The organism is Nocardia aurantiaca (genome assembly GCF_009708175.1).
In the GTDB taxonomy this organism is placed as follows: Bacteria; Actinomycetota; Actinomycetes; order Mycobacteriales; family Mycobacteriaceae; genus Nocardia; species Nocardia aurantiaca.
This window is the reverse complement of the sequence record NZ_WMBB01000004.1, coordinates 298,288-311,505: the sequence shown is the minus strand read 5'-3', so window position 1 is coordinate 311,505 and position 13,218 is coordinate 298,288. Positions and strand designations below refer to the sequence as shown.

The window sequence follows — 13,218 nt, the reverse complement described above, 5'->3', positions numbered from 1 at the left end:
AATTGGGGGCACAGGCTCGGCGGCGTCGGAAAGCGGGTGGTCGCTCGAGTCTGCTGTGACTGGTGCGATGGGTGTGGTTCAGCGGTGATGGTGTGTTTGCTGGAAATGAACTGAATGCCCAAATTGTGATGTGCGCCTCAGTCGTGTCGAGTTGCGAATCGAGTGTCCAGGTACTTACGACACCGGAATTTCACCTTTGTGAGTCGCAACATGTCGTGTTGTATGAATCTGTCGGCCACTAGGTGTAGTGTCTTGGGAGCTGGAAGGCCGCTAGGCGAGGACCTCGAACGACGCCGAGTGACCAGGGGCTTCGGTTCCGCTTCCAGGGGTTTGCGCACTTACTACGTGGATCTTGTTTGAGCCGTGCACTGCGGACGGACCGAAGGCAAGGAGAAGGGGATACCAATGACCATCACCGTTTACACCAAGCCCGCTTGTGTCCAGTGCAACGCCACCTACCGCGCGCTCGACAAGGCGGGTGTCGACTACAGCGTCATCGACATCTCCGAGGATCCCGAAGCCCGCGACTACGTCATGGCCCTGGGCTACCTGCAGGCCCCCGTCGTCGTCGCCGGTGACGATCACTGGTCCGGCTTCCGCCCGGACCGCATCAAGGCTCTGGCCGACACCGTCGCCGTCGCCTGACGCCGCGCCGCCGGTCGGGCCGGCGGCCTCCTGCAGGTTCGTCCGAATCGAAAGGAGGGGAGGTGACCGAGATGTCCAGCGAGACACCGAATCTGGTCTACTTCTCGAGTGCTTCGGAGAACACGCACCGCTTCGTCGTACGGCTGGGCCTGCCCGCCGTCCGCATACCGCTTCACCCCGCCGACTCGCTTCGCGTCGACCAGCCCTTCGTGCTGATCGTCCCCACCTACGGGGGTGGTCGGCACGTTTTGGGTGGGCAGCGATCCGACAAGGAATTCGTCCCCCGCCAGGTGGCCAAGTTCCTCAACGATCCGCACAACCGCGCCCTGCTGCGCGGCGTGATCGCGAGCGGCAACACGAACTTCGGCGATACGTACTGCTACGCGGGAGAGGTGATCTCGCGTAAGGCAGGGGTCCCGTACCTGTATCGCTTCGAACTCATGGGAACTGCCGAGGACGTCGAGCGCGTCCGAGAGGGATTGGGATTGTTTTGGCAACGACAACAGCACCGGTCGGAAAGACTGCCCGCGTAGAGCGCCCCGTCAGCGGCGACTCCGCGACCGAGGGACTGGACTACCACGCCCTCAACGCGATGCTGAACCTGTACGGCCCGGGCGGCGAGATCCAGTTCGACAAGGATCGGGAGGCCGCGCACCAGTACTTCCTGCAGCACGTCAACCAGAACACCGTCTTCTTCCACAACCTCGACGAGAAGCTCGACTACCTCGTCAAGGAGAACTACTACGAGACCGAGGTGCTGGACCAGTACAGCCGCGCGTTCATCAAGCAGCTGTTCCAGCAGGCGTACGCCAAGAAGTTCCGGTTCCCGACCTTCCTCGGCGCGTTCAAGTACTACACCTCGTACACGCTCAAGACCTTCGACGGCAAGCGCTACCTGGAGCGTTTCGAGGACCGCGTGTGCATGGTCGCCCTGGCCCTGGCCGCCGGTGACGAGACCCTGGCGAGCGAGCTGGTCGAGGAGATCATGGACGGCCGCTTCCAGCCGGCCACCCCCACCTTCCTCAACTCGGGCAAGAAGCAGCGCGGTGAGCCGGTGTCCTGCTTCCTGCTGCGCATCGAGGACAATATGGAGTCCATCGGGCGCTCCATCAACTCCGCGCTGCAGCTGTCCAAGCGCGGCGGCGGTGTCGCGTTGCTGCTGAGCAATATTCGTGAGGCCGGCGCGCCGATCAAGAAGATCGAGAACCAGTCCTCCGGTGTCATCCCGATCATGAAGCTGCTGGAGGACTCGTTCTCCTACGCCAACCAGCTGGGCGCTCGGCAGGGCGCGGGCGCGGTGTACCTGCACGCCCACCACCCCGACATCTACCGGTTCCTGGACACCAAGCGGGAGAACGCGGACGAGAAGATCCGCATCAAGACGCTGTCGCTGGGTGTGGTGATCCCGGACATCACCTTCGAGCTGGCGAAGAAGAACGAGGACATGTACCTGTTCTCGCCGTACGACGTGGAGCGCATCTACGGCCTGCCGTTCGCCGACATCAATGTGACCGAGAAGTACTACGAGATGGTCGATGACAAGCGGATTCGCAAGTCCAAGATCAAGGCTCGCGAGTTCTTCCAGACCATTGCCGAGCTGCAGTTCGAGTCGGGCTACCCGTACATCATGTACGAGGACACCGTGAATCGGGCCAACCCGATCGCGGGCAAGATCACCCACTCCAACCTGTGCTCGGAGATCCTGCAGGTCTCCACCCCCTCGGAGTTCAACGACGATCTGTCCTACGCCAAGGTGGGCAAGGACATCTCATGCAATCTGGGGTCGCTGAACATCGCCAAGACCATGGACTCGCCGGACCTCGGCAAGACCGTGGAGACCGCTATCCGCGCGCTCACCGCTGTGTCGGACCAGACCCACATCTACTCGGTGCCGTCCATCGAGCAGGGCAACAACGAGTCACACGCCATCGGACTGGGCCAGATGAACCTGCACGGCTATCTGGCGCGGGAGCGGGTCCACTACGGCTCCGAAGAGGGCGTGGACTTCACCAATATCTACTTCTACACGATCGCCTACCACGCGATTCGCGCCTCGAATCTGATTGCGATCGAACGGGGTTCGGCCTTCGGCGGCTTCCCCGACTCGAAGTACGCCTCCGGTGAGTTCTTCGACAAGTACACCGAGCAGGTGTGGGAGCCCAAGACCGACCGGGTCCGCCAGATCTTCGCCGACGCGAACGTCCACATCCCCACCCAGGACGACTGGCGTGCGCTGAAGGCCTCGGTCATGCAGCACGGCATCTACAACCAGAACTTGCAGGCGGTCCCCCCGACCGGCTCGATCTCCTACATCAACCACTCGACCAGCTCCATCCACCCGGTGGCGTCGAAGATCGAGATCCGCAAGGAAGGCAAGATCGGCCGCGTCTACTACCCGGCCCCGTACCTGACCAACGACAACCTCGAATACTTCGAGGACGCCTACGACATCGGCTACGAAAAGATCATCGACACCTACGCGGCCGCCACCCAGCACGTGGACCAGGGCCTGTCCCTGACCCTGTTCTTCAAGGACAGCGCCACCACCCGAGATGTCAACAAGGCCCAGATCTACGCCTGGCGCAAGGGCATCAAAACCCTCTACTACATCCGCATCCGCCAGATGGCCCTCGAGGGTACCGAAGTAGAGGGCTGCGTGAGCTGCATGCTCTGACGAGCGCACCTATGAGGGCGTCCCGGCAACCCGCCGCGGACGCCCTCGTCGTTTCCGACGCATACCCCGGCACTCTGGGCCTGCCGGCAGCCGATGCCGGGGCAGGGTCTGAGAACGAGTGCGCGAAGTCCAGTACGAGCACGCTGTTCGGTTGTTCTGTGCCGAATGCTCGGATGGGAACCTCGGTGGGCGGCAATGTACTGGTCAACGTGATCCTCGAAATGAAAACGTCTGGTTGACATTGCGTTTCGGGGTTCGAGGGCGAGCAACGGGGTGGGGAGATGTGCTGCTGTGGTCGGTCCCACGCGGGTGCCGTCCGTGATTGTGAACTCTCCAGAAGGTGCCTCGCGCCCTGCCGATCGGCACCCGCCGATGGTTAGGCTCGCCGTGGTTCAGGCATCGAATCAACCGAGTGCGCGGTCGATGCCGGAACTGGAAAACGCACCGGGACAGATGTTTTGGAGGTGAGTTCTAAGTCCTCTCCTGCCCCCGCACACGAGGACTGCTTGTTCGATTCATGAACTGCCGGTGCGGTCTGCAACGGCACTCCCATCGGATGAGGACCCATCGAGCGGCCAACCTCGCACCCGCTCGGTGGGTTCTTCGGAGACCACGCTCGGCGTGAGGAGCCAGCATGTCGCACACCATGATTCACCGGCCACCGGAGACGGGAGCGGAGTCGTGAGCCGCTGCGCGGCCGCCGGGGCCGTGGCGGCGCTGGCGGTGCTCGCGTGCCCGCCGCTCGGCGCGGCCGCCCAGGCCGGATCGCCGGGGCGGATCGTCGGGCAGGCCGGTGTGACCCGAGTCGATCGGATCGGCCCGCACTGGGAGCGGGTCGAGGTCGATTCCGCGGCCATGGGCCGCCCCGTCGAACTGGATGTGCTGCACGGCTCGGGGGCCGGCCCGCGTCCCACCCTCTATCTTCTGGACGGTGTGGACGCCGAGGGCGTGTCCGACTGGCTCACCAAGGGTCATGCCGAGGACTTCTTCGCGGACAAGCCGGTCGACGTGGTCCTCCCGGCGGGAGCCACCGGGAGCATGTACACCGACTGGCAGCATCCGGACGCCGCCCTCGGCTGGAACCGCTGGGAGACCTTTCTGACCGGCGAGCTGCCCGGTGTCATCGAGCCCTATCTGCGTTCCGACGGCCGCCGTGCCGTCGCCGGCGTTTCGATGGGAGCGCAGGGGGCCATGATGCTCGCCCACCGCCACCCCGGGTTCTACCGCGCCGTGGCCGGATTGAGCGGCTGCTATTCCACCGTCGACGGCCCCGGCAGCGCTATCACCGCGCTCACCGTCGCCTCCCGTGGCGGCAACGTCATGAATCTGTGGGGCCCGATCGGCACCTTCGACTGGCTCACTCACGACAGCACGGTCGGCGCCGAAGCCCTGCGCGGCACCGTGATCTACCTGTCGGCCGCCTCGGGCATGCCCGGCACACCCGATCTGACCGAGGTGCTGAAGTCGCCGAACATCCTGGCCGCATTGCAGGCCGCCGGCGGTGGTGCGGTCCTCGAGGCCGGCGCTCGTCATTGCACCGAGCATTTCGCGAAACGCCTGAGCGAATTGGGAATTCCGGCGACGGTTCATTACGAGCCCACCGGCATTCATGCCTGGGAGGATTTCTCCGCCCAGCTCGGCCCGGCCTGGGACGCGCTCGCGACCGCTGTCGCCCCCGTATTCGGGCGGTGATCGCACCGCCCGAGCACGGCTGAGACGCCGATCATCTCAGTGCCGGAACCCGTATCGGGGTAGTCGCCGCAGTCCCGGCCGAATCCGGCTGTCCACCGTCACCGCCAGTCCGGCGTGCACGGCCGCCACGGTGAAGTCCGACGCCTCTTTCCAGGTGGCCGCGTATTCCATCGTGAGCTCGGCTCCGTCCTCGGGCCCGCCGAAATACACGGTGACCCGGTGGGTGAGAGCCTCCCCCACGCTGTCGAACAGGACCTTGCCCCGGTTGGTGCCCACCATGTGCTGCTCCTCGAGTAGTGCGGAGAGACGCGCAAGCCGACCCCAGCGGCGGCTGCGCGTCTCTGTAACCGAAAGTAACTGGATTTCCCTGCGCGGGAACGTATTCCGCTTCGCGCTTGGAAATGTCACAAGCGCCGCGCGAGTTCAGTTGTTACGCGTTGGAACGGAAACGTCGGCGGCGGGAATGCCGATCACGGCCGCGGTGGGATGGTCGGGCACCGTCACCTGCTCGGTTCGACCCGCCTGCGCGGCGAGCCCGCCCCGACCATCGCTGAGCGGACCGATGCCGAGGTCACCCAGCCTGATAGGTGCGCGCCACCAGCGCCGAGCGCAGGTACCACAGTCCCGACGCCTGCGAGGGATCGAACCCGGTCAGCTGCCCGATCCGTTTGAGCCGGTAGTCGACGGTATTGGTGTGCACATGCAGCATGCGCGCGGTGCGCTGCCGGTTCAGGTTGTTGCTGATGTGCGATTGCAGCGTCTCCAGCAGCTCGGTGTGCTCGTCGAGCGGATCGAGCAGCGACCCGAGGTGATCGCGTCCGGGTCCCGGCCGGGTGAGCTGGTATTCCAGTGCCAGCTCGTCGAATCGGAACAACCCGCGTACCAGCCGCAGCCGGTGCACGATGTCCAGCAGCTCGTGCGCCTGATCGGCGGCGTCCGGAATCTGTTGCGGCGTAGCCGAAACCAGCGTCGCGGTGATCGGCACCCGCGCGGCGCGCGAGAGCTGCTCGATCAGTTCGTCCAGCTGGTCCTCCGCGAGCGCGGTCACCGGCACCAGCAGCGTGCCGCCGTCCACGCTCAGCAGCGACAGCACCTGGTCGGGGTAGCGGGTGGCCAGTTCGGCCTGCACCCGGCGCAGTTTGCGCCGCGCCACCACCGCCCCGTCCACGGTGGGGGAGTGCTCCTCCGGATGTTCCGGAATGGCCAGCGCCAGTACGTGATACGTCTCGGCGATCTCGATCCCGCATTCGCGCGCCATGGTGGAGGTGCTGTGCCCGCCGAGCAGCGCGGAGGTCAGGGTGTGCACGGCCGTGTGGTGTTCGCTCACCACCGAGCGCAGCTCTCGCACATAGGCCATGGCCACCGCGGAGGTCATCCGGTCCAGCAGCTCCACCACGAGTTTGGCCCCGCCCATGATGCTGTCCATATCGGCCGCCGCGATGACCAATGTGACGCCGTTGTCGTCCTCGCGGCGGACGTGCCCGGCCATGGCATTGGCCATCACCAGCTCGGACCCGATCTTGAAGCCCTCGTGGATGGCGTGGTGGATGGTGTCGATCGGAATGCCCTCCCGCGCCCACTGCGCGGCGGCCTCCTCGAGTCGCTTGGTCTTCTCCGGAATATCGCGCCCGTCCAACATCCCCACCGCCAGCTCCAGGCAGGTGCGGGTGATGGTCGTGACGTCGCCGTGAATGGCGTCCCCGGGCAGGGTCCCGCACGGCGCGACCGTCTCGACGAAATGCCCCACCATGTGCTGCGCGAGCCCGCGCACATCCTTGAGCGGCGACGATATCGGGCTGCCCGACACGGTCAGCCCCGCCTGGGCCGGAATTCCCACGGACATCCGTGACTCCCTTCCACCCCCGAGTCGTGCCCCGTCGGGACCTGAAACGCTAACGCATCGCCGCAGATCCGAACGGCTGGTTCGATTGCTCCTGTGAAGCACAGTAATGCAGCTTTCGATGCGCTTGTGACTTCTCACATGCGCCAGGAGGAACCCGCATGACGACCCGGCGCTGCCGGATGGAAGCATTCGCGCACGGCCGAGCCCTGCCCAGAGGTCGGCGGGGACGTGTTCACCTCCGCCTGTGCGGGGATGGCCGCGGCGTATGTCGGAGGCTTGAAAGTGACACCGGATCGCTCTCACGCATCCGCGCCCGCGAGGAATGCTCTGTCATCCCGGGTGGACAGGGGTCGACGTGGGCGACTACATCAGATGGGCGGTGTCGTTGTAGACGGCCAGCCGCATGCCGGAATCGGTGCGCTCCCAACGGGTTATGGACGCATTGCGGACCTGGGCGGTGGTTTGGGAACTGATCTCCGCTTCGTCGAGATCCCCGAAGATATAGCGGGTCAGCACGATTGCGATGTCGTGGGTGAAAACCAGGGCATGGCCGTGCATTTCGCGCAGTACGGCGCGCAGCCGCAGCGCGACGTCCGGCCAGGACTCACCACCGGCGGGCCGATGGTAGAAGCCGCCGACGCGTTGCATGGCGCGGTATTCCTCCGGATACCGTCGCTGGATGCCGATTCTGGTGAGCCCGAACAGGACTCCGGGCTCCCGATCGCGAACGCGCTCGTCGTACTGGACGGGCGGTGCGGTCGGGAAACCCAGCGCGATCCGAGCGGTCTCCCGGGTGCGCGCATACGGCGAGCAGACCACGAGGTCGAAGCCGGGCTCGAACTCGGCCAGCCGTTTGCCGGTGGCCGCCGCCTGCGCCGCGCCCAGTTCCGTCAGCGGCACATCGGCATCACGTGTGCCCGTGATGAACTCCTCCGCCGAGGTGTCACGCGCCGCATTGGCGGTGCTCTCGCCGTGCCGCACGATGGTCAGTGACTGCAATCCGGGTCCTGCCGCGTCCACACCGTCAATGGTGAACGCAAAGGCGGCTCGCCGCGTGCCGAACGGGCGCGGACGGCGCTAGCGGCGGGCGCCGACCGGGCTGCCGACGGTGATGTCGGCCGGCGGCAGCCACAGGGTGGCGATCGTGCCGCCGCCGGCGGCGGACTCGATGGAGGCATTGCCGCCGTGGGCCTCGGCCACCCACGCGACCAGGGCCAGACCGATGCCATTGCGCCCCGTCCGGCCCGCCGCGCCGCGGTTGAAGGGGCTGGCGGCCAGCACCGGATCCACGCCGGGACCATGGTCGCGAATGCTGACCCGGCCCTCGGCCACATGCACCTCGACCGGCGCGGCCCGGTTCACCGCGCCGTGGGTGAGGCCGTTCTCCAGCATGTTCCGGATGGCGAGGCTCAGCAGCTGCGGGTCGCCCACCACCACGCTCGGATGCGCGGTCACCACGATGCGCTCGTCGGCGGCCTCCTCGGCCACCGCCTCGGCCAGCTGGTCCAGTCGCAGCAGCGTGCGCTCGGGTTCGGCGACGCCGGACTGCATGCGGGCGCGGGCCAGCAGCCCGGTCACCAGGCGCGCCATGCGATCCGCGAGCCGCCGGGCCTCGGTCAGCGTCTGCTGCACCTCCTCGGGTTTGGGCCTGGATTCGGTGAGCAGCTTCAAGGTGGTGAGCGGCGTGCGCAATTCGTGCGCGGCGTCGCCCAGGAACTGCTCGTGCTCGTCCAGCATGCGCAGCGCCTGCCGCTGGCTGCGCCCGGACAGCACGAAGGTGGCGGCCGCGGACAGCAGCACCAGCAGGCCGCCGCCGATCGTCAACTCCCACACCAGGGTTCGATGCGCACCGGCGTCGGCCATGGACTCGGTCCCGGCCAGGATGACGACGATACTGTCCCAGTCGTTCCAGAACACCGGGGTGCCCGCCACCGTCACGCCGCGGCCGGTGATATCGGTTTCGGTGAACCGGCTGCTCCGATAGAGCAGGCCGCCGGCGTGATCCTCGGTTTGCGTTGCGAGCGTGGCGATCTGGGTGTCGTCGGGCATGAGCGAGCGTTGATAGGTGTGCGCCTGCTTCCACGGCTCACCCGGTGTGCGCACCGCGACGACGACCGCCGTCGGCCCCTTGGCCAATTCGTCGTCGATGACGGTGGCCAGGTCCAGGACCTGCTTGTCGTCGTGCTGGATGGCCCGGGCCAGTCCGCCCGCGACCTCCTGGACCTGATCCTGCGCCCGGGTCTGGCGCGCGTGCGCGTCGATGGAGGCCGCGACGAACCCGAACACCAGCACGGCCGTGGCCGTGATCACGGTGGCCAGCGCGGTCATGAACCACCGGGCACGCGTGAGCCGGGCCACGGCGGGGGATCGATGCGCGCTCACGAGATCCCGCCGGAGACAATGAATCCCGTGCCCCGCACGGTCTCGATGACACTCGGCTCCCCCAGCTTGCGCCGCAGCTTGGCGACCACCGCGTCCACCACGTTCGAGGCGGGCTCGGCCATTTCGTCCCAGCAGCACTCGATGAGGTCGGTGCGGGTCACCACGCTGCCGCGCCGGGTCGCCATGAGCTCGAGCACGGCGAACTCCTTGGGCGTGAGCGCCAGCATGATGCCGCCGCGGGTGACGCGGCGGCGCATGAGGTCGATATTGATGTCCCCCACCGCGATTCGCGAAGCGGTGGGGTGGTCGCGGCGCCGGCACAGCGCCCGTACCCGCATCACCAACTCCGGCAGTGCGAAGGGCTTGGTCAGATAGTCGTCGGCGCCGTGCTCGAAACCGGCCAGCCGGTCGTCGAGTCCGTCGCGGCCGGTCAGCATGAGCGCGGGCATCGTGTGCCCGGCCCTGCGCGCCGCGGCGACCAGGTCCAGGCCGTCGCCGTCGGGCAGGCCGCGATCCACCACCAGGCAGTCGTAGCGATTGATGGCGATCTTGAAATCCGCGTCGGCGACGCTCTGGGCGAGATCCACCGCGAACCCGGCCGAGCGCAAACCATCGGTCACCTCACGGCCGAGTTGGTGGTCATCCTCTAGCACCAGAACACGCACAGAGGCAGAGAGTAAGGCATCCAGGACGCCCGCCCAACGGCTGCGGCGATGGGATCGGCGAAAAATGATCGGAAAATGATCCGGCGGCAAACCGCCGCGCCGCCACCATTTTTCGACCCTGTCATGGAATCGGCCGCCCGGTCGAGTGCTGTCGATGGCGAACCAGCGGCATGTCACCGCCACGACATCGATCGGTACCGATTGGTACCGCCCTGGTCATGCGGTCTCAGGGCGCCATCAGCAGCAGATCCGGTCGGGTCGGGCTGCTGCTCGGCTGCATGCTCGCCACCGTGGGCATGGTCATCGGCACCATCTTCGTGGGCGCGAGGATCGCCGTGGTGGTGGGCATCGCGCTGGTGACCATCTGCGGATGGGCCGCGACCATCGGCGGCACCATGCCGCTGCTGCAAGAACCGCGCATCGACCCCGCGGTCATCTCCGTGCCCATGGTGACCACGCTGGTGGACGCCACCGGGCTGGTCATCTACTTCACGACCGCCAAGGTGGTGCGCGGCATCTGATCGGCAAACCCGGGGGCCGGCTCTGCATGGCCACCCCGGGTCGCTGTGACGGATTGCACGGCTGTAATTTTCACCAGTCGGTGGCGTGCTTGCCCATCCCCGTTTCGCATTCTCGCAGGACAGCGTGGAGACACGTGAAGACACAACTTCTTGTGCTGCATAGGGATGTCACCTACCAGTAGTAGTGTTCAGGGCAAGAGAAATCCGCAGGGTCCGGTGAGCTGAGAAGGGTGTGTGAGCGGGTGTGAAGCTGATCGATCGGGTGACCGCGATCAATTGGAACCGCGTGCAGGACGAGAAGGACGCCGAGGTCTGGGATCGGCTCACCGGCAATTTCTGGTTGCCGGAAAAGGTCCCGGTCTCCAATGACATCCCGTCGTGGAACACGTTGACCGCCAATGAGAAGCAACTGACCATGCGGGTCTTCACCGGCCTCACCCTGCTCGACACCATCCAGGGCACGGTCGGCGCGGTCAGCCTCATTCCCGACGCGCTCACCCCGCACGAGGAGGCGGTGCTCACCAATATCGCCTTCATGGAGTCGGTGCACGCCAAGAGCTACAGCTCCATCTTCTCCACGCTGTGCTCCACCCGCGAGATCGACGAGGCCTTCCGCTGGTCCGAGGAGAATCGGAACCTGCAGCGCAAGGCCGAGATCGTGCTCGAGTACTACAACGGCGAGGACCCGCTCAAGCGCAAGGTCGCCTCGACCCTGCTGGAGTCGTTCCTCTTCTACTCCGGTTTCTACCTGCCCATGCACTGGTCCTCGCGGGCCAAGCTCACCAACACCGCCGACATGATCCGCCTGATCATTCGCGACGAGGCCGTGCACGGCTACTACATCGGCTACAAGTTCCAGAAGGGCCTCGAGCTGGTCTCCGAGGCCGAGCGAGACGAGCTCAAGTCCTACACCTTCGAGCTGCTGTTCGAGCTGTACGAGAACGAGGTCGAGTACACCCAGGACCTCTACGACGAGGTCGGGCTCACCGAGGACGTCAAGAAGTTCCTGCGCTACAACGCCAACAAGGCGCTGATGAACCTCGGCTACGAGGGCCTGTTCCCCAAGGACGAGTGCGACGTCAACCCGGCCATCCTCTCGGCCCTGTCGCCCAACGCCGACGAGAACCACGACTTCTTCTCCGGTTCCGGCTCCAGCTACGTCATCGGCAAGGCCGTCAACACCGAGGACGAGGACTGGGAATTCTGAGCTAGCGTCCTTGAACCAGAACGGGCCCCGAGCGAGATTGCTCGGGGCCCGTTGTCAACGGTGACAATTGATTTCGCAACGGTCCGGGTCACTGACTCGCCTCCGAACCGGTTGGCCCCCAACCGCCTCGACGCGTGCCCGACGTGCATGGCGCTCGGCTGGGCGCTGAAGGTTCGGAAGAGGCGCAGGAGCCCCGAGCGGATTCGCTCGGCGCCGTTAACCAACCGCGGCAACCGGTCTCGCAACGGTCGGGGTAACTCGTCGGGCGCGACCGGAATCGGGTTGCTTCCCAACCGCCGGCACGCGTGCCCGCCAGTCGACGGCTCTCAGCTGTGCGCTGAAGGTTCGGGGAGGCGGGGAAGCCCGGGGTGCTCAGTCCGTGACGTATCCGTTGAGGTTGTTGCGTACGTCGTCCAGCAGTGCCCGCGCGGCGGTGATGCCGCTGCCGTGCCAGATGGCGTCGTCGACCGCGAACTCGCGGCGGTCGCTCACCGCGGCGAGCTGTTTCCAATCGCCGCCCTTCATGATCGACTTGCCGTAGTCGAGGCCGTCAGTGCCGTCGAACATGAGGAAGATGAGGTCGCCCTCGATCCGGTTGCGGTCGGCCTGAGTGCTCAGGCTGGTCACGTCGAAGGAGTCCCCGCGCTGCGGCCCCGGCCGCTGCACGCCGGCGTCGCCGAGCACCTGGGCGGCGAAGCTGTTGCCGCCCTGGACCTGAATGGTCTTGGGCTCGAAGCGGATCACCGACGCCTGGGTGAGGGCGGCATTGGCGGCGATGCCCGCGTCCTTGGCGGCCGCGCGGTAGTCGTCGAGCGCCTTGGCCCCGGCGGTCTTGCGGTTCATGGCCTCCGCGAAACCGGTGAAGGTGGCCTGCCAGCCGTTCTCCTCGCCGACCAGCACCGTCGGGGCGATGGCCTTCAGCGCGTCGTAATGTGAGCCGTCGCCGGCGGGGCCGATGATCAGATCCGGTTTCAGCTCCGCGATTTTCGCGGGATCCGGGCTGCCCACCATGCCGACCGCGGGAATCGCGGCGATGCCGGTGCCCAGGTACGAGGGCTGCGGTGTCGTCCCGGCGATGGTGGCCGCGCCGACCACCCGCTCCCACAGGCCCAGTGCGCAGGCGGCGTCCAGCGCGGGCGTGGACAACACCACGATGCGCCTGGGGTCGGCCGGAACCTCCGAGGTGCCCGAGGCGTGGGCGACAGTCTTCGTGCCCGCGGCCGAGTCCGGGGTGGACGGCAGCGGGCACGCCTTGGTGGTGTCGCGCTCGATCCCGACCACGCCGGCCCCCGCGATATTCGTGGTCGTTCGTACGATCGAGGCCGAGTTGTCATCGGTTTTGCCGCATCCCGCCACTAGACCCACTGTCAGCAGCGTCGCGGCCGAGACCAATCCCACACTGCGGAAATACCGCAGCGGGGACAAGGTGGAGGCGAACGTGTTTCGGGTGGAAGCGGACTCGCGCACCGGCATGCGGGGCAGCCTACAGCCGTGCCCGGCGACTCCCAATTACGACACAGAGTAGGACCCGGAGCGAGCGCTATAGGAACACCGTTTACGATCTGACACAGCGCAAGCCACCGTCGTTC

Annotated in this window: 12 protein-coding genes; 6 read left to right on the top strand and 6 right to left on the bottom strand. The window is 66.3% G+C overall.

The window, feature by feature from the left end; genetic code table 11:
• Nucleotides 1-405 precede the first annotated feature (405 nt).
• The 4 genes from GLP40_RS10190 to GLP40_RS10175 all read left to right on the top strand — a co-directional run bounded on the left by GLP40_RS10190 (nt 406) and on the right by GLP40_RS10175 (nt 5,011).
• Nucleotides 406-645 (top strand): redoxin NrdH, encoded by a 240-nt coding sequence (locus GLP40_RS10190; protein WP_154787582.1) that lies wholly within the window; start codon nt 406-408, stop codon nt 643-645.
• Between the two features lie 71 nt (nt 646-716).
• Nucleotides 717-1,178: a class Ib ribonucleoside-diphosphate reductase assembly flavoprotein NrdI gene (gene nrdI, locus GLP40_RS10185; protein ID WP_154787794.1), complete on the top strand. Its 462-nt coding sequence runs from the start codon at nt 717-719 to the stop codon at nt 1,176-1,178.
• A 59-nt stretch (nt 1,179-1,237) separates the two neighbouring features.
• On the top strand, nt 1,238-3,319 hold the full coding sequence (gene nrdE, locus GLP40_RS10180) for a class 1b ribonucleoside-diphosphate reductase subunit alpha (RefSeq protein WP_230329460.1): 2,082 nt from the start codon (nt 1,238-1,240) through the stop codon (nt 3,317-3,319).
• A 681-nt stretch (nt 3,320-4,000) separates the two neighbouring features.
• Entirely contained in the window at nt 4,001-5,011 is a 1,011-nt protein-coding gene (locus tag GLP40_RS10175; protein WP_328289954.1) for an alpha/beta hydrolase, read from the top strand.
• A gap of 36 nt (nt 5,012-5,047) precedes the next feature.
• Here the strand turns inward: GLP40_RS10175 and GLP40_RS10170 are convergent, their stop codons facing one another.
• From GLP40_RS10170 to GLP40_RS10150, 5 genes are all read right to left on the bottom strand, one after another.
• The gene (locus tag GLP40_RS10170) at nt 5,048-5,290 is read right to left on the bottom strand and encodes a hypothetical protein (RefSeq protein ID WP_154787581.1); all 243 of its coding nucleotides are present in this window, start codon (nt 5,288-5,290) and stop codon (nt 5,048-5,050) included.
• A gap of 292 nt (nt 5,291-5,582) precedes the next feature.
• A complete protein-coding gene (locus tag GLP40_RS10165) occupies nt 5,583-6,854 on the bottom strand; it encodes a PucR family transcriptional regulator (RefSeq protein ID WP_154787580.1) in 1,272 nt (423 codons plus the stop codon).
• Nucleotides 6,855-7,217: 363 nt separating this feature from the next.
• Nucleotides 7,218-7,874 carry a histidine phosphatase family protein gene (locus GLP40_RS10160; RefSeq protein WP_328289953.1) on the bottom strand — a complete coding sequence of 219 codons (657 nt, stop codon included), beginning with the start codon at nt 7,872-7,874 and terminating at the stop codon, nt 7,218-7,220.
• Nucleotides 7,875-7,931: 57 nt separating this feature from the next.
• The gene (locus GLP40_RS34770) at nt 7,932-9,236 is read right to left on the bottom strand and encodes a sensor histidine kinase (RefSeq protein WP_154787579.1); all 1,305 of its coding nucleotides are present in this window, start codon (nt 9,234-9,236) and stop codon (nt 7,932-7,934) included.
• Entirely contained in the window at nt 9,233-9,901 is a 669-nt protein-coding gene (locus tag GLP40_RS10150) for a response regulator transcription factor (RefSeq protein ID WP_328289952.1), read from the bottom strand. Before GLP40_RS10150 ends, GLP40_RS34770 begins: the two co-directional genes overlap by 4 nt.
• A gap of 218 nt (nt 9,902-10,119) precedes the next feature.
• Between GLP40_RS10150 and GLP40_RS10145 the strand changes: the two genes are divergently transcribed.
• The gene (locus tag GLP40_RS10145; RefSeq protein WP_230329420.1) at nt 10,120-10,422 is read left to right on the top strand and encodes a magnesium transporter; all 303 of its coding nucleotides are present in this window, start codon (nt 10,120-10,122) and stop codon (nt 10,420-10,422) included.
• Between the two features lie 244 nt (nt 10,423-10,666).
• Entirely contained in the window at nt 10,667-11,629 is a 963-nt protein-coding gene (nrdF, locus tag GLP40_RS10140; protein ID WP_328289951.1) for a class 1b ribonucleoside-diphosphate reductase subunit beta, read from the top strand.
• A 372-nt stretch (nt 11,630-12,001) separates the two neighbouring features.
• Here nrdF and GLP40_RS10135 read toward each other — a convergent pair whose 3' ends face one another.
• Nucleotides 12,002-13,102, bottom strand: coding sequence for an ABC transporter substrate-binding protein (locus tag GLP40_RS10135; RefSeq protein ID WP_154787577.1), 1,101 nt, complete (start codon nt 13,100-13,102; stop codon nt 12,002-12,004).
• Nucleotides 13,103-13,218: the final 116 nt, after the last annotated feature.

What these genes read in the sequence shown, in the direction of transcription:
- GLP40_RS10190 (WP_154787582.1), top strand. Translation starts at nt 406, where the DNA reads ATGACCATCACCGTTTACACCAAGCCCGCTTGTGTCCAGTGCAACGCC.
- nrdI (WP_154787794.1), top strand. Translation starts at nt 717, where the DNA reads ATGTCCAGCGAGACACCGAATCTGGTCTACTTCTCGAGTGCTTCGGAG.
- nrdE (WP_230329460.1), top strand. Translation starts at nt 1,238, where the DNA reads ATGCTGAACCTGTACGGCCCGGGCGGCGAGATCCAGTTCGACAAGGAT.
- GLP40_RS10170 (WP_154787581.1), bottom strand. Translation starts at nt 5,290, where the DNA reads ATGGTGGGCACCAACCGGGGCAAGGTCCTGTTCGACAGCGTGGGGGAG.
- GLP40_RS10165 (WP_154787580.1), bottom strand. Translation starts at nt 6,854, where the DNA reads ATGTCCGTGGGAATTCCGGCCCAGGCGGGGCTGACCGTGTCGGGCAGC.
- GLP40_RS10145 (WP_230329420.1), top strand. Translation starts at nt 10,120, where the DNA reads ATGCGGTCTCAGGGCGCCATCAGCAGCAGATCCGGTCGGGTCGGGCTG.
- GLP40_RS10135 (WP_154787577.1), bottom strand. Translation starts at nt 13,102, where the DNA reads ATGCCGGTGCGCGAGTCCGCTTCCACCCGAAACACGTTCGCCTCCACC.